We start from the raw sequence: 22,222 nt of genomic DNA on the forward strand, positions 1-22,222 counted from the left end.
CTAATACAGTTTGCTTTCCTGATTGAAGCTTTCCAGATTATCCTTCACGCGCTGCAGGAAACGTCCGCAAATTACGCCGTCCAAAATACGGTGGTCAAGCGACAAACACAAGTTGGCCATGGAACGGACGGCAAGCATATCGTTAATGACAACCGGCCGCTTCACGATCGATTCGAAAGTCAAGATCGCCGCCTGAGGGTAGTTGATGATCGGATAGGACAATATCGAGCCGAACGAACCTGTATTATTCACCGTGAACGTGCCCCCCTGCATATCCGACAGCGTAAGCTTGCCTTCCCTCGTTTTACGTGCCAGCTCATCGATCTCCTTCGCCAGCCCCGCTACGTTTTTATGGTCGGCATTTTTAATGACCGGCGTCAAAACGGAATCTTCGGTGCCGACTGCGAGGGAAATATTAATATCTCTTTTCACGATAATTTTATCCACAGCCCACATGGAATTCATGATCGGAAAATCTTTTATCGCATTGACGACGGCTTTCAACAGAAACGCCAGATAGGTCAGGTTAATGCCCTCGCGCTTCATAAACTCGTCCTTCAGCTTATTTCGGAGCAGCACCAGATTGGTCACGTCGACTTCGATCATGGTCCAGGCATGCGGAATTTCGCTTACGCTTTGCCTCATGTTTCGGGCGATCGTGTTGCGAATCGGAGTAACATCAATAAAGCTGTCTCCACGGCCGGCGCCTGCGAAGCCTTCCACTTCGATTTTCGGAAGGCGCGGCGTTTCCGTCAAGTGCAAGCCGGATGAGCGGACTTGTGCCGCCGCATCAACGGCGCTTTGGGCGGCAGCCGTGGCTGCCCCGGCTGCCGAGTTTGACTTGCCGGCTCCCGATGCGACGTATGCCAGCACATCCTTCCGCGTAATCCGTCCGCCCAGACCCGTTCCGGTCACTTCCGTCAACCGGACCGAATGCTCGGCCGCAAGCTGCTGGACGGCCGGCGAGAACCTTCCGCGCATCGGAGCGTCCTGCGCCGAGTCCGGGAAGCCTGTTGTCGTCTGAGCGGCCGTAACGGCACCCGCTTGAACCGGCTGCTCCTCGTTTGCGCCGCCTTCCGTCTCGACAAGGCAAATCGCGGTTCCAACCGGCACCGTTTCGCCTTTGCCGACCAAAATTTTCACCATCTTGCCCGCGACCGTCGAAGGAAGCTCCGCATTAACTTTATCCGTCAAAATCTCGCATACCGGCTCGTAAATATCGATCCAGTCGCCGGGCTGCTTCAACCATTTATCGATCGTGGCCGATACGAGCGATTCCGCAAGCTGGGGCACTACGATCTCCGTCAGTGTTTTCATCTGTTTCATCTCCCAACTGACGCCTAATACTGCGCCAAATGCCGCATGGCCTCTTTAACTTTATCTTTGTTCAGCATAAAAAACTTCTCGCCCGGCGGGTTAATCGGCATCGCCGGCACGTCGGGACCGCAAAGGCGCATAATCGGCGCATCGAGCTCATAAAGAAGCTCTTCCGCGATAATGGCGGATACCTCCGCGCCGACGCCTCCCGTCTTATTGTCCTCATGGATGATGAGCACTTTGCCGGTTTTCTTAACCGCCTCAAGAATGCCGTTCTTATCGAGCGGCTGCAGCGTCCGCAAATCGAGAATATGGGTGCTGATCCCTTCGACCGCAAGCTCCTCTGCCGCCTGCTCTACAAAATAGAGTGGCATGCTGTATCCGATGACGGTAATATCCTCGCCTTCCCGAAGAACGTTCGCTTTGCCAATCGGCACTGTATAGTCCGTTTCCGGGACATCGCCGTTCACCAGCTTGTAGCACTTTTTATTTTCGAAATAGATGACCGGGTCCGGGTCGCGCACCGCGGCTTTCAATAAGCCTTTGGCGTCGTACGGCCGGTAAGGCGCGACGATTTTTAATCCCGGCGTTCCGAAGAACACCGATTCCGGACATTGCGAGTGATAGAGCCCGCCGAAAATGCCGCCGCCGATCGGAGCGCGAATGACGAGCGGACACGTCCAGTCATTGTTCGAACGGTAGCGGATTTTGGCCGCTTCACTAATAATTTGGTTCGTTGCCGGAAACATAAAATCCGAATATTGCATTTCCGCAATCGGCTTCATCCCGTACATGGCAGCACCAATGGCAACACCGGCTATCGCGGATTCGGCAAGCGGAGTATCCAGTGCCCGCATCTCGCCGAATTGCTCGATCAGCCCCTTCGTCGTCGTGAACACGCCGCCTTTTACCCCAACATCCTCGCCAAGCACGAATACGTCTTCATCGCGCTCCATTTCTTCCTTCATTGCGAGTCGAATCGCATCAATATAATCCATAGCAGCCATTAGCCCCGACCTCCTTGCTCAGCGTCGTCCGCATATACGTGTAAAAGGATCGATTCAGGCGCCGGAAACGGCGCTTTGTCGCCGTACTCGGTCGCTTCGTCGAGCTCCTTGCGCACGCTGGCATGCATTTCGCTGTCCAGCTCCTCCGACCAGATGCCGGCATCGATCAAATATTGCTTGAACCGCGGGATTCCGTCCTTCGCCCGGTAGCTGTCTACCTCTTCCTTCGTCCGGTAAGCGAGGTCGTTATCGGAAGTGGAGTGAGGCGACAACCGGTACATCAGCGCTTCGATCAGCGTCGGGCCTTCTCCTGCAACCGCACGCTCCCGGGCTTCCTTCACAATCCGGTACACCTCAAGCGCATCGTTGCCGTCCACCTGATAGCCAGGGAAGCCGTAGCCCAAGGCTCGGTCGGCTACTTTGCCTGCAACCTGCTTATGCAGCGGTACGGAAATCGCATATTGATTGTTTTCGCACATGAAAATAACCGGAAGCTTATGAACGCCGGCGAAGTTGCACCCTTCATGGAAATCGCCCTGATTGCTTGAACCGTCGCCGAAAGTGACGAAGCTGACGAACGGTTTCTGCTTCATCTTGGCAGCAAGAGCGATACCTACGGCATGCGGAACCTGAGTCGTCACCGGACTGGAGCCCGTAACGATCCGGAGCTTCTTCGACCCGAAGTGCCCCGGCATTTGCCGGCCGCCGCTGTTCGGATCCTCCGCTTTGGCGAATACGGACAGCAGAAGGTCGCGCAGCGTCATGCCCACTGACAATACAAATCCGTAGTCTCTATAATAGGGCAGAAAATAATCTTGATTCCGGTCCAGAGCAAAGGCAGCAGCCACCTGGGCGACCTCCTGGCCGATGCCTGAAACGTGGAAGTTAATTTTTCCTGCGCGTTGAAGAAGCAGCATGCGTTCATCGAACTTGCGGGCTGCCACCATCGTTTTATACATTTCAATCGCTTGCTCATTGCTGAGACCTAGTTCCAAATGACGAACACTTTGTCCTTTCGAAGCGGATTGGGACATCATGCGTTCCTCCTCTTCCATACGATTATAACCTGGTACTAAGACTTGATGTTATTTATTATAACCCCATTCGAAGCAAAAAGGAAACCGTATCCTTTAGAACGAGATGGCATTGCCGTCTACAGCCAGCATCGCTTCTCCAAGCGCCTCCGACAGTGTCGGATGCGGATGAATCATTTGTCCGACCTCCCAAGGCGTTGCATTCAGAATGCCGGCCAAAGCCGCTTCCGAAATCAGATCCGTTGCATGTGCACCGATCATATGCACGCCCAAAATGTCGTTCGTCCTCCTGTCCGCAATGACTTTGACGAAGCCGTCTTTCTCCCCGATGACAAGCGCTTTACCGATGGCCGCAAACGGAATTTTGCCCGTCTTAATGTCATGCCCCCGGGTGCGAGCCCCGTCCTCTGTCAAGCCGAACGATGCGATCTCCGGCCTGGAATAAATGCAGCGGGGAATCAGGTGCTTCTCCGCAGAGATTGGTTTTTGGCCGCAAATGTGCTCCACCGCGGCAATTCCGTCGTGCGCTGCAGCATGCGCCAGCTGTACGCCACCGGTAACATCGCCGATCGCATAAATATGCGGCTCGCTTGTTTGCCCGTTGCCGTTCACCTCAATTGCACCGTTAACGGTACGAATGTCTGTGTTTTCCAGCCCGATACCGTCCGCATTCGGAAGACGGCCGACAGACAGAAGCAGCTTCTCCGCCTGCAGCAGCACGTCTCCTTCCGGCGTGCTGGCGGGAATCGAAACTTCTCCCGTATCGTTATTATATTTGTCGATTTGCAGTTGTACGCCTGTAAGTACGCGAACTCCGCGTTTTCTTAGCAGCTTCGTCAGCTCGGCGGAAATTTCGGCATCTTCGCCCGGAAGCAGCCGCGATCCGGCTTCTGCCAGCGTCACTTGGACGCCAAAATCCTGTAGAAGCGAGGCCCATTCCACCCCGATCACTCCGCCTCCTACGATGATCATGGACGCAGGCAGCTTGTCCAGCGCCAAAGCGTCGTCGCTTGTCAGAATATATTGCCCATCCGGCTTCAGGCCGGGCAGCGAGCGCGGTTTCGAGCCCGTCGCAATGATGAGATTCGTCGAAACGACCGACTCCATTTCCCCATCGGGAAGCTCGACGGCAAGCGAGCCGCTGCGCGGGGAAAAAATCGAAGGACCGATAATTCTGCCTTTGCCTTGAATCATTTGAATGCCGTTTTTCTTCATTAACCCTTGAAGTCCCCGGTAAAGCTGGTCCACCGTCTGATCCTTTCGGGCCTGCACGTTTTTGAAATTAACCGAAACGGCTCCTTGCGCAACATCGATTCCATATGTACTTGATTCTAATAATGTAGCGTACACCTCTGCACTGCGAAGCAGCGACTTGCTCGGTATACAACCTCTATGCAGGCAGGTCCCCCCCACCTTATCCATCTCTACAATGGCTACGGACTTGCCCATCTGAGCAGCCCGAATAGCCGCGGTATAACCCCCAGGGCCGCCGCCCAGCACCGCTATGTCGACCTGTATCGCCATTCCTGTTTCCCTCCAGTAGTTCCTTCGCAGCATAGATCATAAGCCGGCCGCTCTGCCTTGCCGGCTCAAGCCCATTCGCATTGTATCATGACATTCCTTTCTATTGTACCTGTTTTTGCCGTTCAATTCATCGTTCTTTCATAAATAGACACACCTCCCCGAAAGAGGTATGATAGAGATACTGCATTTTGAACGACAAGGAGACGCCGTTAGATGAAATTAGTGACTGCCCGGTTTATTGCCATTTTAATGCTTGTTATTCCAGGCCTCGTGGCATGCTTCGGATTTCTCAAAATGAAAGATTCCATTTTTGATTATTTTTCTGCATTCGGTAACGATACCGTAACGCCCGATTTCGAGTTCATGAAATTTCTGCTCGGCTTGATCATGTTTGCGGCAGGCGCAGGCTTCATCGGCGGCTGGACGTTTTTCCGCGACCGCAAACGCAATTACGTTGCGCCGCGATTCAAGGAGAAGCGGCCGCGGCCGCCGAAGCCGCAAGCATAGACGGCCTTTTATAACCGCTTGGTCAGTACGAACGGACTCCGATCGTACTGACCAAGCGGTTTTTTCTACTCTCGGAAGGTTATTCCGCAAACTCAAGCATTCTCATGTACGCCTTCGGAACCATGTACGTCGCAGCAAGCTCCGTCTTGTCGGACATAAGGAACATTCGGACCAGCGAGCTGCTCGTTTGCATGTAGTGCGTATACGGCGACAAATAAATTGTATCCGCCATCGTCGTATTCCGGATATATTGTTCGAGCTGCAGCTCATACTCAAGATCGGTTGCATTGCGGATGCCCCGAATAACGACGTCGATCCCTTTTTCGTTAATATAATCCGCGACAATTCCTTCGTAAGGAACGATTATTATCTGCGCATCCGGATTTAACGACAGGTTAACCAGCTCGGTTCTCTGCTCAATTGTGAAATGATGCTTTTTCGAGCGGTTGTTTGCGACAAGAATATGAACTTCACTGAATAAATGATGAGCTCTTTCGATTACCGATACATGACCAAGTGTGATCGGGTCAAAGCTTCCGGCATACACCGCTTTCATCTTTTGCACCTCATATTTCCTTTTTTTACATTGCGATAACGCTTCTCCAAAATGATAACACGATCCGTTATTTTAGTTTATTATTCCTAAATACATAACGAATACAATAAAGTCAACAAATGAAAATGATTGGAGGAGCGAGTTATGCAAATCGTATTCGATGTATCCGTGGATGGTAAAGTAAAAGAAACGCTGAAGCCCGGCCTTCAAAGATTAAAAGAAATCCATGCTTTCATCAAGGAAGCGGCACCTGCGCTAATTGAAAAGTACGGAACGAATGTGTGCGTAAACCGAAGACATTTATACAATTAAGGCATCTTGCGATGACCTTTTTTTGTTTTTGGGGGCAAAACAGCCGTTAGCTGAATTTAAAAAAAACCGTTAAAACCGAACTGCAATTGCAATCCAGTACATAACGGTTTTCAATCGTCTCTAGTGTGATGAATCTCAACTGACTTTATGCTCAATACGCAGCTTATCGGCTACCATCGCGATGAACTCGCTGTTTGTCGGTTTGGATTTGCTGATGTTGATCGTATAACCGAACAAATGGCTGATGCTGTCGATGTTGCCGCGCGTCCATGCGACTTCGATCGCGTGGCGGATTGCACGTTCGACGCGTGACGGGGTCGTTTTGAACTTCTCCGCAATGGCCGGGTACAGCGTTTTGGTAATTGCACCGAGAATTTCAATATTGTTGTATACCATTGTAATCGCTTCCCGTAAATACTGATAACCTTTGATATGTGCGGGAACGCCGATTTCATGAATAATGCTCGTAATGTTCGCGTCGAGGTTTTTGCCTTTCGCAATAGGCACCACATTCGATTTGATTGCGCTGGTTGCCGAGGAAGAGAAGCTACCTGTAGTTGAAAATGTGGAATTGCCTGCCAGCTGACGAATGCGATTCGCCAAAATATCCATATCGAACGGCTTCAAAATATAATAGGATGCACCAAGCTGAACCGCTTTTTGTGTAATATTTTCTTGACCGAAGGCGGTAAGCATAATGATCTTAGGCATCGGAGACAGGTTCATCTCTTTCAGGCGTTCCAATACGCCAAGACCATCCAAGTGCGGCATTATAATATCAAGAATAAGAACATCCGGAACTCTTCTCATTTCCTCCAAATGCCTCAAAACCTCTTCACCATTGTAAGCGACTCCACTAACGCTCATGTCAGCTTGTTCAGATATATATTCCGATAGCAGGTTAGTGAACTCTCTGTTGTCATCAGCCAATAATACTTCGATCTTATGCAAGTGGGGGTCCTCCCTTAAATGAAATTTATGATTTCGCTCAATATCTGTCTGCTTAAAGTTTTCGACATGAGCGAGGGAATTCCTTCTGTCGAAAATGTTTTTCTTTATTTTTTTATCGGCTTTCGATATAATTAAAAATTTATTACACGTACCGATCGATTTCGCTTCGATTCGACAAAATTCTTCAGTCCGTTTAAAGGATCTGCGTTTTTTATTCGACTTAACTGGATTGCAGCAAAAAAAGGCTGGATTTGAATTGGCAGCAAATCCAGCCTTTTTTTGTGCGATTTTAACACGGTTATGCTGCGGTATCGATTTTGCCGTTTGCCGATTTGAGCAAAACACCTGCATCCTGCAGCATCCACTCGATATAACAGCCGTAGCCCGAGGAAGGATCGTTCACGAATACATGGGTTACTGCGCCGACCAGCTTGCCGTCTTGAATGATCGGGCTTCCCGACATTCCTTGAACGATGCCGCCGGTCTTGTTCAGCAGCCTCTTGTCGGTAATTTTAATGACCATCCCTTTTGTTGCAGGACCCGACTGCTTGGATACATGCACGATTTCAATATCGAACCTTTCCACCTTCTGACCGCTAACTACGGTTAAGATTTGTGCCGGTCCCTCTTTTACATCTTCTGCAAAAGCTACAGGCACCGTATTCTCATTGTAGCTATGCGTAGGAGCTTCATCCATTTTGCCGAAAATCCCGAATGGAGTATTGCGTTCGACATTGCCCAATATCTTGCTTTCCTTCACAAAATGAGCCCTTTTTTCTCCCGGTTCGCCATTTTGACTCTTATTAATCGACGTAACACTGGACTGGAGAATTTGGCCTTCTCCTACCTCAATAGGAGTTTGCGTATCCATATCCGTAATGACATGCCCCAGCGCCCCGTAGACGCCCTGATCTGGCGCATAGAACGTCAGCGTGCCGACACCTGCGGCTGAATCGCGAATATACAATCCCAGCCTCCAAGCTTTGTCCTCTGCGTCATACAGAGGCGTTAACCGCGTTTCACCCATCTTGCCGTCACGTTTGTAGCTGACTAACAGCGGACGGTTTTCGGTTCCGGCTTCTTCGCTCAGCTTTGCAACTTTATGGACTTCATTTACGCTTATGCCATTAATCTTTACGATTAAGTCGCCTAAGCGCAAGCCCGCATTCTCACCTGGAGATTGCTTCGCTCCGTTCTTATCCAACACCTGGTGATGTCCGACTACAAGAACTCCGGCCGACTTCACCTTGACGCCGATCGTTTGACCTCCGGGAACGACCCTTAGATCAGGCACTACATTCACTTTAACTGTCTTAAATGGGATTTTACCAAATAATTTCACTTTCAATTTCGTTTGACCGCTTTGATTCGATTGTAACGACAGTGGTTCGTTCAAATTGACGGACAGCGAGTTACTGGAAGAACCGTTAATCTGAAGCATTCGAGGGTCGACCGTTACCTCAGCATGAACGGGTACTCCATATTGTAAACGTTTCAGTTGCCCGGAGAATAAACGGAGTTCATTCGGAATAGCGGCAAAATGTTGAAACGGGGTGGAGCTCCCGATCATGCAGATGAAGAAAACGAGAACAAGGCCAAACCATCGCTTCCGTTGACTGGAGTTCAATGATTTCACGCTCCCTGTAATTCCATCGCATGACGTAGAAGGCATTTTCGCCATTGGCGTACCTTTAAGTTACCCCGACCCGTTCGTTTTATGTCCGCAAAAACATTCCCTGAATGGCTTCCATTACGCCCCCTTCTGTCTGTGAGCCAGATCAAGCATTTCTTGAGCGTGATGCCTTGTTTTTTCCGTTACTTCCACCCCGCCCAGCATACGAGCCAGCTCCTCGATGCGCACTGTTCCAATCAGCTCCGTAACCGAAGTGGAAGTACGGGCGTCGATAACCTGCTTTCGAATTTCGTAATGATGATCGGCCATGCAAGCTACCTGCGGCAAATGCGTAATCGAGAACACTTGGCATTTTGCCGCAAGCTGTGACATTTTCTCTGCGATGGCTTGCGCGGCACGGCCGCTGACCCCTGTATCGACTTCATCAAATATAAGTACGGGAACCTGATCAATTTCAGCAAAAATGCTCTTCAAGGCGAGCATAATCCGTGACATCTCGCCTCCGGATGCAATTTTGCTTAGCGGTTTAAGCGGCTCCCCCGGATTCGTGGATAACATGAATACCGCTTCGTCCATTCCATTCGTATGCAGCCGGAAAGCTGCCTCTTCCGTCGATTCCTGGATGGGCTGATCCAGCTGCACGCGGAATTTGGCCGCCGGCATTTGCAACTGACCAAGCTCCTTCTCAATCGCATCCGACAGCTTAGCAGCTGCATGGCTGCGTAGCTTGGACAGCTCCTTCGCGAGCTCCAGCGCTTCCTTATACAAGCGCATTTCTTCCGCTCGCAGCTCCTCCAGAAGCTGATCCCGATTTTCAATATTGTCGCGTGCAATCGACGTCTTCTCTAAATAAGCTAAAATATCAGGAATCGTTTCTCCATACTTACGTTTCAATCCGTTGATCAGATCCAGCCTGTCATCTACTTGCGAGAGCAGCTCGGGATCGGATTCGATTCCGTCGCGATAGTCCCTAAGCTGGAAAGCCGCATCTTCAGCCTGGTAGAAAGCGGATTGAAGCTGCTCAAGAAGGGGACTAAGCTTCGCCGCATCATATGTCTGGATATCCGTAAGTTTAGATATCGCTTTGCTGATGGCGTCAAGTCCTTTGCCACCGTAAAGCAGCGAATAAGCTTCTGATACGGCATCCATTCTCTTGCCTGCATACATTAGCTTGCGCCGCTGCTCGGCAAGCAATTCGTCCTCCTGCGGCTTTAACCTGGCACTGGAAATTTCTTCGATTTGGAATCGATACAAATCGAGCATCTGAACGTTCTGCCTGGCGGAATTCTCCAGATCACGCAAGGACGCTCTCGCTTGCTGAAGCTGTCCGTAAACGAGACGATATTGCTGCTTCCGTTCAATCAACAAATCACCGGCGAACAGGTCGAGCCACTCCAAATGCTGCTCCGTACGAAGCAACGACTGATGCTCGTGCTGTCCATGGATGTTAACGAGACATTCGCCGATTTCCCGCAGCATCGTCATCGTAACGAGCTGTCCGTTCACTCTGCTGCTGCTCTTCCCGTGCGAGGACAGCTCGCGGCGGATAACGAGCATCTCTTCCTGGCAAGCGTTTACGCCTAATTTGCTCAGAACCTGCCAGACGGGATGTGTCGGCGCCATATCGAACATAGCTTCCATTTCGGCCTTATCGCAGCCGTATCTCACCATATCTGCGGAACCTCTGCCCCCCACGACGAGACTGAGCGCATCGATCAATATCGATTTACCCGCTCCCGTTTCGCCGGTCAGCACATGGAATCCATAATGGAACGTAACGTTGACTTCCTCAATCACCGCTAGATTGCGAATTGAAAGCTCACGCAGCATGACTAGCGCCTCCTTAGTTCAAAAGCTCGAGCAAACGCTCAACGACTTCGCCGCTTTGCGTCTTTGTCCGGCAAATCATCAGAATCGTATCGTCGCCGCAAATGGTGCCCATTACTTCTTGCCATTCCATATTGTCTATAAGTGCCCCGATCGCATTGGCCGAGCCGGGCAAGCACTTCATAACGACTAAATTATCCGTAAAGTCGATATGTACGAAATGATCCAGCAATGCCCGCTTCAGTTTATGAATCGGATTCGGACGCTGCTGCTCTTGCGGCATGGAGTATTTGTATTTCCCTTCGCCTGCGGGAACTTTAATCAGCATAAGCTCTTTCATATCGCGCGATACGGTTGCTTGCGTCACCTGCATGCCGGTTGAGCGCAGCGCTTCGACTAGCTCTTCCTGCGTTTCGATCGCATGATTGGTAATAATCTCTTTAATTCTAAACTGGCGAATACCTTTCATATGAACCCTCCATAAGTCATAAGTTTACTTAGTCCACGATAGGGAACGTAATCTTACGAACCACCTTGTCTTTCGAATCTACAAATAACACTCCCGCGCATTCGGGAAGGAGAAGCGAATAGATGAGCAGCCTGTCCCTTACGCCGCTTGCCGTCCATTCCATCGGCATGCGCTCCCGTGATGTCTTCACAATATAGATGTCCTTATCCATTTCCGCAATATAATCTATATATAACCGGCTGCCCTTGCCAAGCGGTACACCGTCCAAATAAACCGGAATCGGGATAATGTGCTTGCCAGAGCTAACCTCATAACCTGCCTGCTCAAGCAGTAATACATTCTCGTCGTCAGGCTTCAGCTCGCCTCCTTTGCCCAATCGAAGTCGATTGACATTGGATGGCTCGTGCAGCCACCGGTAAAAGGCTCTGAACACCCAAAACAGGATTAGCGATCCTGCCAGCACCATAATCAACCAGTCCAAATAGGAATCCATCCAATCCCCCATTTCAAAAAGGAATGCCTCTCCCTTAATCGTTCGACTTCATGAGGGCAATTTCCTGTCGGAAGAACTGCGAACACCTGTTTGGTAATTCTAGTTTAACAAATACAACCATTCACCGCAAGGAAAATTGCACCGAATCCCTATAAGAAAAAAGATGCCTTATTTCAGTTTTTGAACTGGAAGGCATCTTCTATCCATATTAAATTATCCCGCTGTAAACGTTTCGGCAGCCGATTTAACGACGGACCGAATCTCCGATTCATCGGGAATCCGGTCGTTAGGGGCTCCCGTCCATTCCCAATAAGCCAAAAATTCGATATTCCCTTCTCCGCCCGTAATGGGCGAAAAGGTTAAATTCCGCAAAGCATAGCCAAGTTCGGCAGCAGCTGTCAGCACCGTCTGAAGCACATCCTTATGAACCGACGGATCACGGACGACGCCCGATTTGCCGACTTTTTCCCGGCCTGCCTCGAACTGCGGCTTAATGAGCGCCACAACGCCGGAACCTCCTGCTAATAACGTCGATAAAGCAGGCAAAATAAGCTTTAAAGAGATGAAGGAAACGTCAATCGTGGCAAAGGTAGGCATAGGTCCGGTCAAATCGGCCGGCTGAGTATAGCGAAAGTTCGTCCGTTCCATCACATGGACTCTTTCGTCCTGGCGAAGTGACCAGTCCAGCTGATTGTAGCCGACGTCAATCGCATAAACATAGGAGGCCCCGTTCTGAAGGGCGCAATCCGTAAATCCGCCCGTCGATGCCCCAATGTCCAGCATAACTCGTCCGTTCAAATCGATCTGGAACTCGCGGATCGCTTTTTCCAGCTTTAAGCCGCCGCGGCTCACATAAGGATGAAGGGCGCCTTTCACCTTTATGTCAGCCGTTCGTGCGACCTTCATTCCACCCTTGTCGACAGGCTCGTCATTTACAAGCACCAAGCCGGCCATTAAGGCGGCCTTGGCCTTTACCCTGCTGTCATAAAAGCCGCGCTCCACCAAAAGCACGTCTATTCTTTCTTTCGCTGTCGTCATTATTCACCTTCAAGCCTCATTGCTGTCCCGTTACCCGCTTGATGCGTCGGGGAAGCATCGATTTAAACTCCGTGGCTACCCGCTCGGCGGTCAAGCCGATTTCATGCCGCTGCTCCTTGATCGTCCCATGCTCCACGAACAGATCGGGTACCCCGATAATACGCACTGGCTGGCTGTAAATGCCTTTAAGCGAGTAAAACTCAAGCACCGAGCTGCCGAAGCCTCCCAGCTCAGAGCCTTCCTCCAGAACAATTATATGTTTGCCCTCTGACGCGAGCTGCATTAGCATCTGTTCGTCCAGCGGCTTAATGAATCTGGCATTGACGATCTGGATGTTAAGACCTTCACGCTTAAGCAGCTCAGCCGCTTCCTCCGCGACCTGAATCATCGGCCCAATAGCCAGAATAACGCCGGAATCGCCTTCTCGCACCGTCTCCCAACGACCGATCGGCAGAGCCTCGGGATTAGCATCCAGTTCAACGCCGAGTCCGGCTATACGCGGATAACGAACTGCGATCGGACCGTCATTATAGTCAACGGCCGTCTTCAGCATTTGCCTGAGCTCGTTCTCGTCTTTAGGCATCATGATGACGATATTGGGTACATGCCTCAAAAACGCGATATCATAAACGCCATGATGGGTTTCACCGTCAGGGCCTACGAAGCCTGCCCGGTCAATTGCAAAAATGACGTTCAGATTTTGACGGCAAATATCGTGTACAACCTGATCGTATGCGCGCTGCAGGAACGTCGAATATACCGCAAATACCGGCTTTAAGCCTTCCATCGCAAGCGCTGCCGACATCGTGGCGGCATGCTGCTCGGCGATGCCCACGTCGATCATCCGGTCCGGAAATTTAGCTGCAAATTTCAGAAGTCCGGAGCCTCCCGGCATAGCAGGCGTAACCGCAACAATTCGCTTATCTTTCTCGGCAAGCTCGATCAGCATGTCGCCGAATACATCCGTATAGACGGGAGGACCGACCGCTTTAAGCACCTGCCCGGATTCGATCTTGTACGGCGTGATGCCATGCCATTTGAAGGAATCAGCTTCGGCAGGAGAATAACCCTTGCCTTTCACGGTAAGAACATGCACGAGCACGGGACCTTGAACCTGATCCGCTTGCTTCAGCATATCGAGCACCTGCTCCATGTCATGACCGTCCACGGGTCCCAAATACGTAAACCCGAATTGCTCGAACAAAATGCCGCTGACAAGCAAATATTTCAGGCTGTCCTTAAACCGCTCCGCCGTCTTGGCCAGCTTGCCTCCGATTGCCGGAATTTTGTTCAGCAGCTGCTGAAGATCGTCTTTGGCTTTCTGGTAATGGCGGTCGGTCCGGATTTTACCTAAATAATGATGCAGTGCGCCTACGTTCGGTGCGATCGACATTTCGTTGTCATTGAGAATAACCATCAAGTTTTTCTTCTCGTGACCGATATGATTCAACGCTTCCAGCGCCATACCGCCGGTCAGTGCTCCGTCTCCGATTACCGCGACGACTCTATTGCGTTCACCTTTCAGGTCGCGGGCGAGCACCATACCCATAGCGGCGGACAGAGAAGTACTGCTGTGCCCGGCTTCCCAAACATCATGCTCGCTCTCCGAGCGCTTGACAAAGCCGCATAATCCTTTGTATTTGCGCAGCGTGTCGAAGCGGTCCTTGCGGCCGGTTAAAATTTTGTGGACATAAGATTGATGACCAACGTCAAAAATAAATTTATCGTCCGGACTATTAAATAAATAATGCATGGCCAGGGTCAATTCGACTACTCCCAAATTCGGAGCCAGGTGACCCCCCGTAACGGAAAGCTTCTCGATAAGAAACTGGCGGATTTCTTCTGCCAATTGCTCGAGCTGAGCGATCGTCAAAGCTTTCAAATCTTGAGGTCCGTTTATCTGGTCAAGCAGCACGTTACTTTCCTCGCTTTCGCGGACGTCTGTACAAACCGTCCCATGAACATCTACATTTTACCTATTATAGCATACTGCGTTTTTAATCCCAAACCGCATTGGCCAAAATGATGCTTAATGGTCGCGCTGAACGAGATAATCCGCAATTTCCAGCAGGCGCAGCGGATCTTGAAAACCTGCCTCAAGTATGGCTGATTTCGCTTCCTGGGTCAGCCGTTCCACTTGCGCTTTGCTTTCTTCCAAGCCGATAAGGAACGGATACGTGACTTTATTCTGCTGCACGTCGCTGTTCGTTTTTTTGCCCAGCTTTTGCTCATCCCCGATCAGATCAAGGATATCGTCCTGAATTTGGAAGGCAAGACCGATATTACGGCCGTACCTGGCAAGCAGCTCAAGCTGTTTCTCGGAAGCGCCGCCGATTCGGCCCCCTGCCGTTACCGAAAAAACGATGAGGTCGCTTGTTTTGTGCAAGTGAATATATTCGAGTTCGCTAATGGAAGTAATCCCCTGCTCCCCGAGCATATCCGCTACTTGACCGCCCACCATGCCGGGTGCACCGGCAAGCTTCGCCAAATCCTCTACGATAGCTAGTGCTGTCTCAGCGTCGATTCCCCCTCTGCGGGCAGCCTGCGGAATAAGGTGGAATGCGTGTGTAAGCAGTGCATCTCCTGCAAGAATAGCCATCGCTTCACCGAAAACTTTATGATTTGTCGGCTTTCCTCTTCGGAAATCATCGTTATCCATCGCTGGCAAATCGTCATGGATCAGGGAATAGGTATGAATGTATTCCACAGAGCATGCAACCGGGATTGCAGCCTCCAGCGCTTCCCGCTTCCCTTGTACAGCTTCCGCAGCCGATAAAATAAATGCGGGGCGAAGACGCTTGCCTCCGGCTTCAAGGGAATAGAACATCGCTTCTTTTAGTTTGTCCGGTACATCCCAATCTGACGGAATCGACTGTTTCAAGGAAGCCTCAATCAGCTCCGCGCACTGTTTTAAATATGGTTTAATTGCCGACCTTTCGCTCAAGCTTATTCCCCTTTGTCGTCGTTTACCGGCGCAAACGTTTTTTTCTGGAAGCCTTGTTCCGTCTCAATCAACATTTCGATCTTTTGTTCGACCTGCTCCAGCTTGCTGCCGCAAAGCCGGGACAGCTTCATGCCTTCCTGGAACAATTCGATCGCCGTTTCCAAAGGCACGTCACCGTTCTCGAGCTTGGATACGATCGAATCCAGCCGTTCCATTGCCTGTTCGAAGCTTAATTCGCCATTGTTTATCGAATCCATTGATTAATCTCCTTTCACATCCAGCACCCGGCAGTCCAGCCGCCCGTCCGCGACCTTTACTTTCACGATATTGCCGGGCTCGACACCTGCGACTGATTTGATCAAGCGGTCCTCGTTCTCGTCGTAAACGAGCCCGTAGCCTCTTGACATCACCTTAAGCGGGCTCAAAGCATCCAATTGCCGTATCGTTCCGTGCAGGGCTAGCTTTCGTTCCTTGAGAAGGGAAGCCATAGCATGCTCAAGCTGCTTGCTCAGCCCTTCTCGCCTTTTGGCTGCATACGCAGCCCGTTCGCCCGGATGATGGCTGGCCAGCGCGGTCCGGAGTCTCGCGAGCCTTGTATGGCCGCGTTCGGCGGTCAACCGGGTCCGCTGCTCCAGCTTATCGGTCAGACGGTCCAGCCGCTCAGCCTGCTCCAGCAAATATTTGCGAGGGTACAGAAAGAAAGGCGAACGCTGCAAGCGCTGCAGTTTCTCCCTATCCTCCTGGAGCTTGTATCGCATCCCTTGATGCAGCCGCTGCAGCTGACGCTCCAGCCGGCTGCGCAGCTCGGATAAGTGAGGCACGGCCAGCTCTGCTGCCGCAGTAGGCGTTGCCGCTCTCAAATCGGCTGCAAAATCCGCAATTGTAAAATCGGTCTCATGACCTACCGCACTAATGATCGGAATAACGGATGCCGCAATGCTGCGCGCTACCGCTTCCTCGTTAAAGGCCCACAGTTCCTCCAGGGAGCCTCCGCCGCGCCCCACGATTAATACGTCCGTTTCGCCGAAACGGTTCATTGCTTCGATCGCTTTCACGATCGAAGGCGCGGCTTGCGTTCCCTGCACCAATACCGGATAGATGTATACCGGGATGGAAGGAAAACGTCTTTGCAGCGTAATCAGAATATCCCGGACGGCAGCTCCCGTCGGCGAAGTAATAACGCCGACGGCTCTTGGATGTGCAGGTATGGGACGCTTGCGTGCGGCGTCGAACAATCCTTCCGCATCCAGCTTGCTCTTCAGCTGCTCAAAGGCCAAATATAAGCTGCCGATTCCATCCGGCTGCATGGCCGTTACGTAAAACTGATAATTGCCGTCTCGCTCGTAAACCGATACGTTTCCCCTAGCGAGCACCTTCGTGCCTTCTTTCGGGATAAACGGCAGCCGCTGGTTATGTGATGCGAACATAATGCTTTTCACTCTGCTGTCTTTGTCCTTGAGCGTAAAATACATATGCCCGCTGGAATGGTGCGTAAAATTGGAAATCTCGCCGCGCAGCCAAATATCCCCAAGCAGCGAATCGGATTCCAGTTTCATACGAATGTATCGATTCAGTTCCTTAATGGAAAAGATGCGAGGCTGATTCGCCATGCTAAACGTCACTCCCTGATTCCGTTTGCCCGTTTTGCCGCCGTAATCGTATTTTTCATCAGCATTGTGATCGTCATCGGCCCTACTCCGCCCGGTACCGGTGTAATGAATCCGGCAGTATCAAGGCAATCCTCATAATCGACATCGCCGGCCAGCTTGCCGTCAGGCAGACGGTTAATGCCAACATCGATGACAACGGCGCCCGGTTTGACGAATCGGGAGCCAATCGCCTTAGCCTTGCCTATAGCGACAACGAGAATATCAGCCTGCTTCGCGATTTCCTCCATATTATCCGTACGGGAATGACAAATCGTAACCGTTGCGTTCTCCCGAAGCAGAAGCATGGCGACAGGCTTGCCAACGATATTGCTTCTGCCGATCACGACTGCATGCTTGCCGGAGATATCGACTCCGCTGCGCTTAATCAGTTCAATTACGCCTGCCGGCGTACATGGCAGGAGGCTGTCGTCACCGATTACCAGATTCCCGACGCTTTCCGGATGGAAGCCGTCTACGTCCTTATCGACGCGAATCGCGTCGATGACCGCCTTCTCGTTAATGTGCTTCGGCAGCGGCAGCTGCACGAGAATTCCGTTAATCGTCGCCTGGTTGTTCAGACGGTCGATAAGCGCCAGCAAGTCGGTTTCGCTAGTGTCCTCCGGCAGACGGTGAACCTCCGAGTAAAAACCGAGCTGATGGCAGGCCTTTTCCTTCGAACCGACATAAACCTTGGATGCCGGGTCTTCTCCAACGAGAACGACCGCCAGTCCCGGAACGATTCCTTTTTCTTTGAGGTTAGCCGCTTCCGCAATCATCTCTTCCCGGATAAGATCGGATATTTGTTTGCCTGCAATAATTTGTGCGCTCATAGCTTCAGTCTCCTTTTGGCAAAGTTAAATAAAATAAATTTCAATCAAGCTTTAAGCTCGTCGATTTCTTGCAGCAGCTTGCCCAGAACGCCGTTAACGAACTTCCCGGATTCCTCGAATCCGAAATGCTTGGCGAGTTCAATCGCTTCGTTGATTGTCGCTTTTGGCGGAACGTCGTCGCGGAACACCATTTCGTAGCACGCCAAGCGGAGCACCTGACGGTCGACGCGGGATAAACGGTCCACCTGCCAGCCAGTCAAATACTGCTGCAGCATCCCGTCGATCGCTTGCTTATGCTCCAGCACGCCGTTCACAAGCTCGCGCGCGAACTCATCCGTACTGCCCGCCTCCGACGGATCGGCGCCGATTTCATTTTCCTGACGAAGCTCGTCCATCAGCATATCGACCGCCTCGGATGCCGATACCTCGTTCATTTCCATTTGATATAAGCTCGATACTGCGATTTCCCGTGCTAATCTTCGTTTCATAAGACCTCCGCGGCAGCATGTTTGCCGATTATAGTAGTTGAAGCACTTTTATGCGTTTAACTCAAGGTGAAACGACTGACGCCGTCCTTTGGCGGCGCGGCACGCGTTTCATTTCGAGAAGTATAGGCCAAGTATGGAGAAAACTTATACTTTCCTATATTTTGAAAAGGGTTATCCCAAAAAAAACCTATGATCTCCTCCCTGCCCCGAATAAGCGGCGATCCGGAATACGGAGTACGGAGGAGACCACAGGATCATTTGAAGGGCCGAAATCTTTCAAGGAGCGAATACCAAAGCCGCTGCCATGGAAATACGGGCCCGTCGTTCAATTCCTTCTGCATGCCGATCCAGTAACCAATAAAAATGAGCAGCCCTACAAAGAGCATATCCCAAAAACCGACAATCAAGTATAGCAGACCGAAAAATAGTCCGATGGCTGCGCCGGCCGCACGCTTCCCGTAAACGGCCAAAAATTCCCTCCACATCGGCAAACCCACCTCTATTCTACGCGACTCTTAAACGTACTGGTTTGGATGATGTTCGCAACGTATACAGAGACATTCGTAACCGGGATTCCGGCGATGTCTTCCACATGCTCTTTTACGGTCCGTTGAATTTCTTCCGTCAATGCAGGTATGGAAGACTCCCCGTCGACAACCGCGCGAATGACAATATCGAGTCCGGCATCGGTCGCACGGATGCGCGCGCGCAGGTCCTTCACGCCGCGTTGGCGGGATGCCGCCTTCAAAGCAAGATTTTCGATCGTTTCGATGGAAATCCGGATATCGCCGAAATCGGTCCGCTGGTCAATCGAAGGCGCGGATGCGCTGCCGCGGGAAAGCGATACGACAAAAAAACGCAGGCTTAATACAAAAAGTACAACTCCCAGAACGGCTACAGTAATCTGCAAGGAATCGAGCCTGTACAAATCCCCGACGAATTCATTCATCAGCTCGCTGGAAATCCCGCCGAATCCAAGTACGAGCAGCAAGACGGATAGGCAACCAATAATAATGCTGTACAAAAACAAAAACAGCTTGTCCACGACTCTTACCAAGTGTTGCGCCTCCTCCTGTGAAGCCGAATGAAAACCCCCTTGCGCCGAGCGGCATGCCCATTCACGAGGGGGTTGAACAGAATATGAATTAACGTTAATTACTTAACTCTATTAGGTTGCTCTTCTTCTTCCGGTTTATCAGGCGTCTTGAAATGTACATCGTGAATATGTACGTTTACTTCGACAACACCGAGGCCGGTCATCATTTCAATCGAACGTTTGACGTTCCGTTGAATTTCCGACGCGATTTCCGGAATCCGGTTGCCGTACTCCACGATGATAGAAACATCGACAGCAGCTTCGCGCTGTCCCACTTCGACCTTAACCCCTTTGGACAGGTTCTTACGGCCGAGAAGCTCTACGATACCGCCGGCAAAACCGCCGCTCATACCGGCAACGCCTTGCACTTCGATCGTTGCAAGCCCGGCGATAACCTCGATAACCTCCGGTGCGATCTGAATGGTGCCAATGTCCGTTCTCTCATATTCAGCAGCAATCGTACTCATGTTACTTGTACACCTCCTTAAAGTTGCGTATGCAAGGCTCTTAGCCAAGCAATAAACCGCATCTTGTTAATATACTATAACATTCGGCTTGAAATATGACAAACTATACAGCATGTTCACATCATGTTCGCTATCTTGTCTTTTTACTTATTCCGGCGCGTTAATATCGTTCTCTTCCAGGAACTTGATATCGAAGTTGCCTTGAACGAATTTCGAATGGTTCAGCAGCTTCAGATGGAAAGGGATCGTCGTCCGGATCCCATCTATTGCAAATTCGGAAAGCGCGCGCTTCATTCTCGCAATCGCTTCGTCGCGGGTCGCCCCCCATACGATCAGCTTCGCAATCATCGAATCGTAATGCGGCGATATCGTATAGCCCGGATAAACCGCACTGTCTATGCGCACTCCTGCGCCGCCCGGCGGCAGGTAGAACGGAATATTCCCCGGTGAAGGCATGAAATTGCGCTCCGAATCCTCGGCGTTAATCCGGCATTCGATCGACCAGCCATTGATCTTCAAATCGTTCTGCGAGAACGACAACGGGTTGCCCTCAGCTACCGAAATCATTTCTTTGATCAAGTCCACGTTCGTAATCATCTCGGTGACGGGATGCTCGACCTGGATCCGGGTGTTCATCTCCATAAAGTAGAAATTGCCATCCGGTCCAAGCAGAAACTCCAGCGTGCCGGCGCCCGAATAGTTCACGGCGAGGGCTGCGCGCACGGCGGCTTGTCCCATTTGCTCGCGAAGCTCCGGCGACAATACCGGACATGGCGCTTCCTCTACAAGCTTCTGCCTTCTGCGCTGCACCGAGCAGTCGCGCTCGAACAGATGCACGGCATTGCCGTGCTTATCGGCCATAATCTGGATCTCGACATGCTTCATTCCCGTCAAATACTTCTCCAGATACACGCCAGCATTGCCGAACGCCTTCTGCGCTTCCTGCTGTGCAGTCGTAATCTGCTGGATCAGCGTCGTCTCGTCCTCTGCGATGCGGATCCCTTTGCCGCCGCCTCCGGCTGTTGCCTTGATAATGACCGGATAGCCGATTTCCCTTGCTACGGCGACTGCATCGTCCAAGCTTTCAACAAGCCCGTCCGAGCCCGGAATGATCGGAACATCGGCCGACTTCATCGTCAGCTTAGCAACCGCCTTGTCTCCCATCCGATTGATCGCATCCGGCGAAGGACCGATAAACGTAATGTTGCAAGACTCGCAAATTTCCGCGAAGTCTGCGTTTTCCGCAAGGAAGCCGTAGCCCGGATGAATGGCGTCGCATTCGGTTATCGTGGCAACGCTCATAATATTCGTCAAGTTCAGGTAGCTGTCCTTCGACGCCGTCGGGCCGATGCAGTAGGCTTCATCCGCCAAGCGGACATGAAGCGAATCGCGGTCCGCTTCGGAATACACGGCAACCGTGCTGATTCCGAGCTCCCGGCAAGCTCGAATTATGCGCACCGCGATCTCGCCGCGGTTTGCGATTAATATTTTTTGAAATTTCACGTAGGAACCCCTTTCAAGCATCAGTATCCCTAATCAATGCCGATCATATCGATTATTCCGGCTTAACAAGGAACAGAGGCTGACCGTATTCGACGAGCTGTCCGTTTGAAACCAGAATTTCCACGATTTCTCCGCGAACCTCGGCTTCCAGCTCGTTCATCAGCTTCATCGCTTCGAGAATGCAGACGACACTCTTCTCCTGCACGCGGTCGCCTACTTTGACGAACGGGCCCGCTTCCGGCGAAGGCGCGCTGTAGAACGTGCCGACCATCGGCGAAACGATCTGATGCAAATTCTCTGCCGCAGTGCGCGACTGCGCGGCTTCCGGGGCGGCTTGCTGCGCAGCGGCAGGAGCTGCAGGATGCACCGGCTGAGCTTGCAGCGGCGCAGGCGTATATGTATGCGTAATTGGAGCCGCTTGCACATTCACCACTTCCGTTTTGCCAGGCTTGCGGATGAGCAGGCGTGTCCCTTCGTTTTCAATTTCCAGCTCATGAACGGAAGTTTGATCAACTAATTTGATCAATTCTTTAATCTCGCTCAGTTTGAACATGAATCGTTTCACTCCTTAAATTTG

General features: G+C 51.3%; 24 protein-coding genes. 2 read left to right on the forward strand and 22 right to left on the reverse strand.

The window, feature by feature from the left end; all coding sequences use genetic code 11:
• The 4 genes from KP806_RS05525 to lpdA all read right to left on the reverse strand — a co-directional run bounded on the left by KP806_RS05525 (position 1) and on the right by lpdA (position 4,882).
• The gene (locus KP806_RS05525) at positions 1-1,326 is read right to left on the reverse strand and encodes a dihydrolipoamide acetyltransferase family protein (RefSeq protein WP_224722576.1); all 1,326 of its coding nucleotides are present in this window, start codon (positions 1,324-1,326) and stop codon (positions 1-3) included.
• A 14-nt stretch (positions 1,327-1,340) separates the two neighbouring features.
• Positions 1,341-2,324, reverse strand: a complete 984-nt coding sequence (locus tag KP806_RS05530) for an alpha-ketoacid dehydrogenase subunit beta (RefSeq protein ID WP_224722577.1) — start codon at positions 2,322-2,324, stop codon at positions 1,341-1,343.
• Entirely contained in the window at positions 2,324-3,358 is a 1,035-nt protein-coding gene (locus KP806_RS05535) for a thiamine pyrophosphate-dependent dehydrogenase E1 component subunit alpha (RefSeq protein WP_224722578.1), read from the reverse strand. The genes KP806_RS05530 and KP806_RS05535 overlap by 1 nt, the downstream gene beginning before the upstream one ends.
• Positions 3,359-3,454: 96 nt before the next feature.
• Positions 3,455-4,882 carry a dihydrolipoyl dehydrogenase gene (gene lpdA, locus KP806_RS05540; protein WP_224722579.1) on the reverse strand — a complete coding sequence of 476 codons (1,428 nt, stop codon included), beginning with the start codon at positions 4,880-4,882 and terminating at the stop codon, positions 3,455-3,457.
• A gap of 213 nt (positions 4,883-5,095) precedes the next feature.
• Here lpdA and KP806_RS05545 point away from each other — a divergent pair, with 213 nt between their 5' ends.
• Entirely contained in the window at positions 5,096-5,389 is a 294-nt protein-coding gene (locus KP806_RS05545) for a DUF2627 domain-containing protein (RefSeq protein WP_224722580.1), read from the forward strand.
• Positions 5,390-5,468: 79 nt separating this feature from the next.
• Here the strand turns inward: KP806_RS05545 and coaD are convergent, their stop codons facing one another.
• Complete coding sequence (coaD, locus tag KP806_RS05550) at positions 5,469-5,945, reverse strand: pantetheine-phosphate adenylyltransferase (protein WP_224722581.1); 477 nt, start codon at positions 5,943-5,945, stop codon at positions 5,469-5,471.
• Between the two features lie 144 nt (positions 5,946-6,089).
• On the opposite strand from coaD, the gene KP806_RS05555 reads away from it, so the two are divergent.
• Positions 6,090-6,257, forward strand: a complete 168-nt coding sequence (locus tag KP806_RS05555) for a mechanosensitive ion channel protein MscL (protein WP_224722582.1) — start codon at positions 6,090-6,092, stop codon at positions 6,255-6,257.
• A gap of 135 nt (positions 6,258-6,392) precedes the next feature.
• Here the strand turns inward: KP806_RS05555 and spo0A are convergent, their stop codons facing one another.
• From spo0A to accB, 17 genes are all read right to left on the reverse strand, one after another.
• Positions 6,393-7,208 carry a sporulation transcription factor Spo0A gene (spo0A, locus tag KP806_RS05560; protein ID WP_224723095.1) on the reverse strand — a complete coding sequence of 272 codons (816 nt, stop codon included), beginning with the start codon at positions 7,206-7,208 and terminating at the stop codon, positions 6,393-6,395.
• Positions 7,209-7,506: 298 nt separating this feature from the next.
• Positions 7,507-8,835: a SpoIVB peptidase gene (spoIVB, locus tag KP806_RS05565; protein WP_224722583.1), complete on the reverse strand. Its 1,329-nt coding sequence runs from the start codon at positions 8,833-8,835 to the stop codon at positions 7,507-7,509.
• 123 nt (positions 8,836-8,958) lie between these two features.
• Positions 8,959-10,671, reverse strand: coding sequence for a DNA repair protein RecN (gene recN / locus KP806_RS05570; protein WP_224722584.1), 1,713 nt, complete (start codon positions 10,669-10,671; stop codon positions 8,959-8,961).
• A gap of 13 nt (positions 10,672-10,684) precedes the next feature.
• Positions 10,685-11,137 carry a transcriptional regulator AhrC/ArgR gene (ahrC, locus tag KP806_RS05575; RefSeq protein WP_224722585.1) on the reverse strand — a complete coding sequence of 151 codons (453 nt, stop codon included), beginning with the start codon at positions 11,135-11,137 and terminating at the stop codon, positions 10,685-10,687.
• A gap of 28 nt (positions 11,138-11,165) precedes the next feature.
• On the reverse strand, positions 11,166-11,630 hold the full coding sequence (locus KP806_RS05580; RefSeq protein ID WP_224722586.1) for a hypothetical protein: 465 nt from the start codon (positions 11,628-11,630) through the stop codon (positions 11,166-11,168).
• Between the two features lie 213 nt (positions 11,631-11,843).
• On the reverse strand, positions 11,844-12,668 hold the full coding sequence (locus KP806_RS05585; protein ID WP_224722587.1) for a TlyA family RNA methyltransferase: 825 nt from the start codon (positions 12,666-12,668) through the stop codon (positions 11,844-11,846).
• 16 nt (positions 12,669-12,684) lie between these two features.
• On the reverse strand, positions 12,685-14,583 hold the full coding sequence (gene dxs / locus KP806_RS05590; RefSeq protein ID WP_224722588.1) for a 1-deoxy-D-xylulose-5-phosphate synthase: 1,899 nt from the start codon (positions 14,581-14,583) through the stop codon (positions 12,685-12,687).
• Positions 14,584-14,697: 114 nt separating this feature from the next.
• Positions 14,698-15,612, reverse strand: coding sequence for a polyprenyl synthetase family protein (locus tag KP806_RS05595; protein WP_224722589.1), 915 nt, complete (start codon positions 15,610-15,612; stop codon positions 14,698-14,700).
• Between the two features lie 2 nt (positions 15,613-15,614).
• Positions 15,615-15,869, reverse strand: coding sequence for an exodeoxyribonuclease VII small subunit (xseB, locus tag KP806_RS05600; protein WP_224722590.1), 255 nt, complete (start codon positions 15,867-15,869; stop codon positions 15,615-15,617).
• Between the two features lie 3 nt (positions 15,870-15,872).
• On the reverse strand, positions 15,873-17,222 hold the full coding sequence (gene xseA, locus KP806_RS05605) for an exodeoxyribonuclease VII large subunit (protein ID WP_224722591.1): 1,350 nt from the start codon (positions 17,220-17,222) through the stop codon (positions 15,873-15,875).
• 8 nt (positions 17,223-17,230) lie between these two features.
• A complete protein-coding gene (gene folD, locus KP806_RS05610; protein WP_224722592.1) occupies positions 17,231-18,091 on the reverse strand; it encodes a bifunctional methylenetetrahydrofolate dehydrogenase/methenyltetrahydrofolate cyclohydrolase FolD in 861 nt (286 codons plus the stop codon).
• A 44-nt stretch (positions 18,092-18,135) separates the two neighbouring features.
• Positions 18,136-18,579: a transcription antitermination factor NusB gene (gene nusB, locus KP806_RS05615; RefSeq protein WP_224722593.1), complete on the reverse strand. Its 444-nt coding sequence runs from the start codon at positions 18,577-18,579 to the stop codon at positions 18,136-18,138.
• Positions 18,580-18,833: 254 nt separating this feature from the next.
• Entirely contained in the window at positions 18,834-19,064 is a 231-nt protein-coding gene (locus KP806_RS05620; RefSeq protein ID WP_224722594.1) for a DUF2273 domain-containing protein, read from the reverse strand.
• 14 nt (positions 19,065-19,078) lie between these two features.
• Positions 19,079-19,636, reverse strand: coding sequence for an alkaline shock response membrane anchor protein AmaP (gene amaP, locus KP806_RS05625; RefSeq protein WP_224722595.1), 558 nt, complete (start codon positions 19,634-19,636; stop codon positions 19,079-19,081).
• 98 nt (positions 19,637-19,734) lie between these two features.
• Complete coding sequence (locus KP806_RS05630; RefSeq protein ID WP_224722596.1) at positions 19,735-20,142, reverse strand: Asp23/Gls24 family envelope stress response protein; 408 nt, start codon at positions 20,140-20,142, stop codon at positions 19,735-19,737.
• 147 nt (positions 20,143-20,289) lie between these two features.
• Positions 20,290-21,645, reverse strand: a complete 1,356-nt coding sequence (gene accC, locus KP806_RS05635; protein ID WP_224722597.1) for an acetyl-CoA carboxylase biotin carboxylase subunit — start codon at positions 21,643-21,645, stop codon at positions 20,290-20,292.
• 52 nt (positions 21,646-21,697) lie between these two features.
• A complete protein-coding gene (gene accB / locus KP806_RS05640; protein WP_224722598.1) occupies positions 21,698-22,198 on the reverse strand; it encodes an acetyl-CoA carboxylase biotin carboxyl carrier protein in 501 nt (166 codons plus the stop codon).
• Positions 22,199-22,222: the final 24 nt, after the last annotated feature.

This window comes from Paenibacillus vietnamensis, assembly GCF_020169515.1.
GTDB classification, from domain to species: Bacteria; Bacillota; Bacilli; order Paenibacillales; family Paenibacillaceae; genus Pristimantibacillus; species Pristimantibacillus vietnamensis.

Excerpts from the sequence above, each read along its gene's own strand:
- lpdA (WP_224722579.1), bottom strand. The coding sequence starts at position 4,882 with ATGGCGATACAGGTCGACATAGCGGTGCTGGGCGGCGGCCCTGGGGGT.
- xseA (WP_224722591.1), bottom strand. The coding sequence starts at position 17,222 with ATGGCGAATCAGCCTCGCATCTTTTCCATTAAGGAACTGAATCGATAC.
- folD (WP_224722592.1), bottom strand. The coding sequence starts at position 18,091 with ATGAGCGCACAAATTATTGCAGGCAAACAAATATCCGATCTTATCCGG.
- KP806_RS05585 (WP_224722587.1), bottom strand. The coding sequence starts at position 12,668 with ATGACGACAGCGAAAGAAAGAATAGACGTGCTTTTGGTGGAGCGCGGC.
- ahrC (WP_224722585.1), bottom strand. The coding sequence starts at position 11,137 with ATGAAAGGTATTCGCCAGTTTAGAATTAAAGAGATTATTACCAATCAT.
- accB (WP_224722598.1), bottom strand. The coding sequence starts at position 22,198 with ATGTTCAAACTGAGCGAGATTAAAGAATTGATCAAATTAGTTGATCAA.
- KP806_RS05535 (WP_224722578.1), bottom strand. The coding sequence starts at position 3,358 with ATGTCCCAATCCGCTTCGAAAGGACAAAGTGTTCGTCATTTGGAACTA.
- KP806_RS05525 (WP_224722576.1), bottom strand. The coding sequence starts at position 1,326 with ATGAAACAGATGAAAACACTGACGGAGATCGTAGTGCCCCAGCTTGCG.
- xseB (WP_224722590.1), bottom strand. The coding sequence starts at position 15,869 with ATGGATTCGATAAACAATGGCGAATTAAGCTTCGAACAGGCAATGGAA.
- KP806_RS05580 (WP_224722586.1), bottom strand. The coding sequence starts at position 11,630 with ATGGATTCCTATTTGGACTGGTTGATTATGGTGCTGGCAGGATCGCTA.
- KP806_RS05630 (WP_224722596.1), bottom strand. The coding sequence starts at position 20,142 with ATGAGTACGATTGCTGCTGAATATGAGAGAACGGACATTGGCACCATT.
- nusB (WP_224722593.1), bottom strand. The coding sequence starts at position 18,579 with ATGAAACGAAGATTAGCACGGGAAATCGCAGTATCGAGCTTATATCAA.
- KP806_RS05620 (WP_224722594.1), bottom strand. The coding sequence starts at position 19,064 with ATGTGGAGGGAATTTTTGGCCGTTTACGGGAAGCGTGCGGCCGGCGCA.
- KP806_RS05555 (WP_224722582.1), top strand. The coding sequence starts at position 6,090 with ATGCAAATCGTATTCGATGTATCCGTGGATGGTAAAGTAAAAGAAACG.
- KP806_RS05545 (WP_224722580.1), top strand. The coding sequence starts at position 5,096 with ATGAAATTAGTGACTGCCCGGTTTATTGCCATTTTAATGCTTGTTATT.
- recN (WP_224722584.1), bottom strand. The coding sequence starts at position 10,671 with ATGCTGCGTGAGCTTTCAATTCGCAATCTAGCGGTGATTGAGGAAGTC.
- coaD (WP_224722581.1), bottom strand. The coding sequence starts at position 5,945 with ATGAAAGCGGTGTATGCCGGAAGCTTTGACCCGATCACACTTGGTCAT.
- KP806_RS05530 (WP_224722577.1), bottom strand. The coding sequence starts at position 2,324 with ATGGCTGCTATGGATTATATTGATGCGATTCGACTCGCAATGAAGGAA.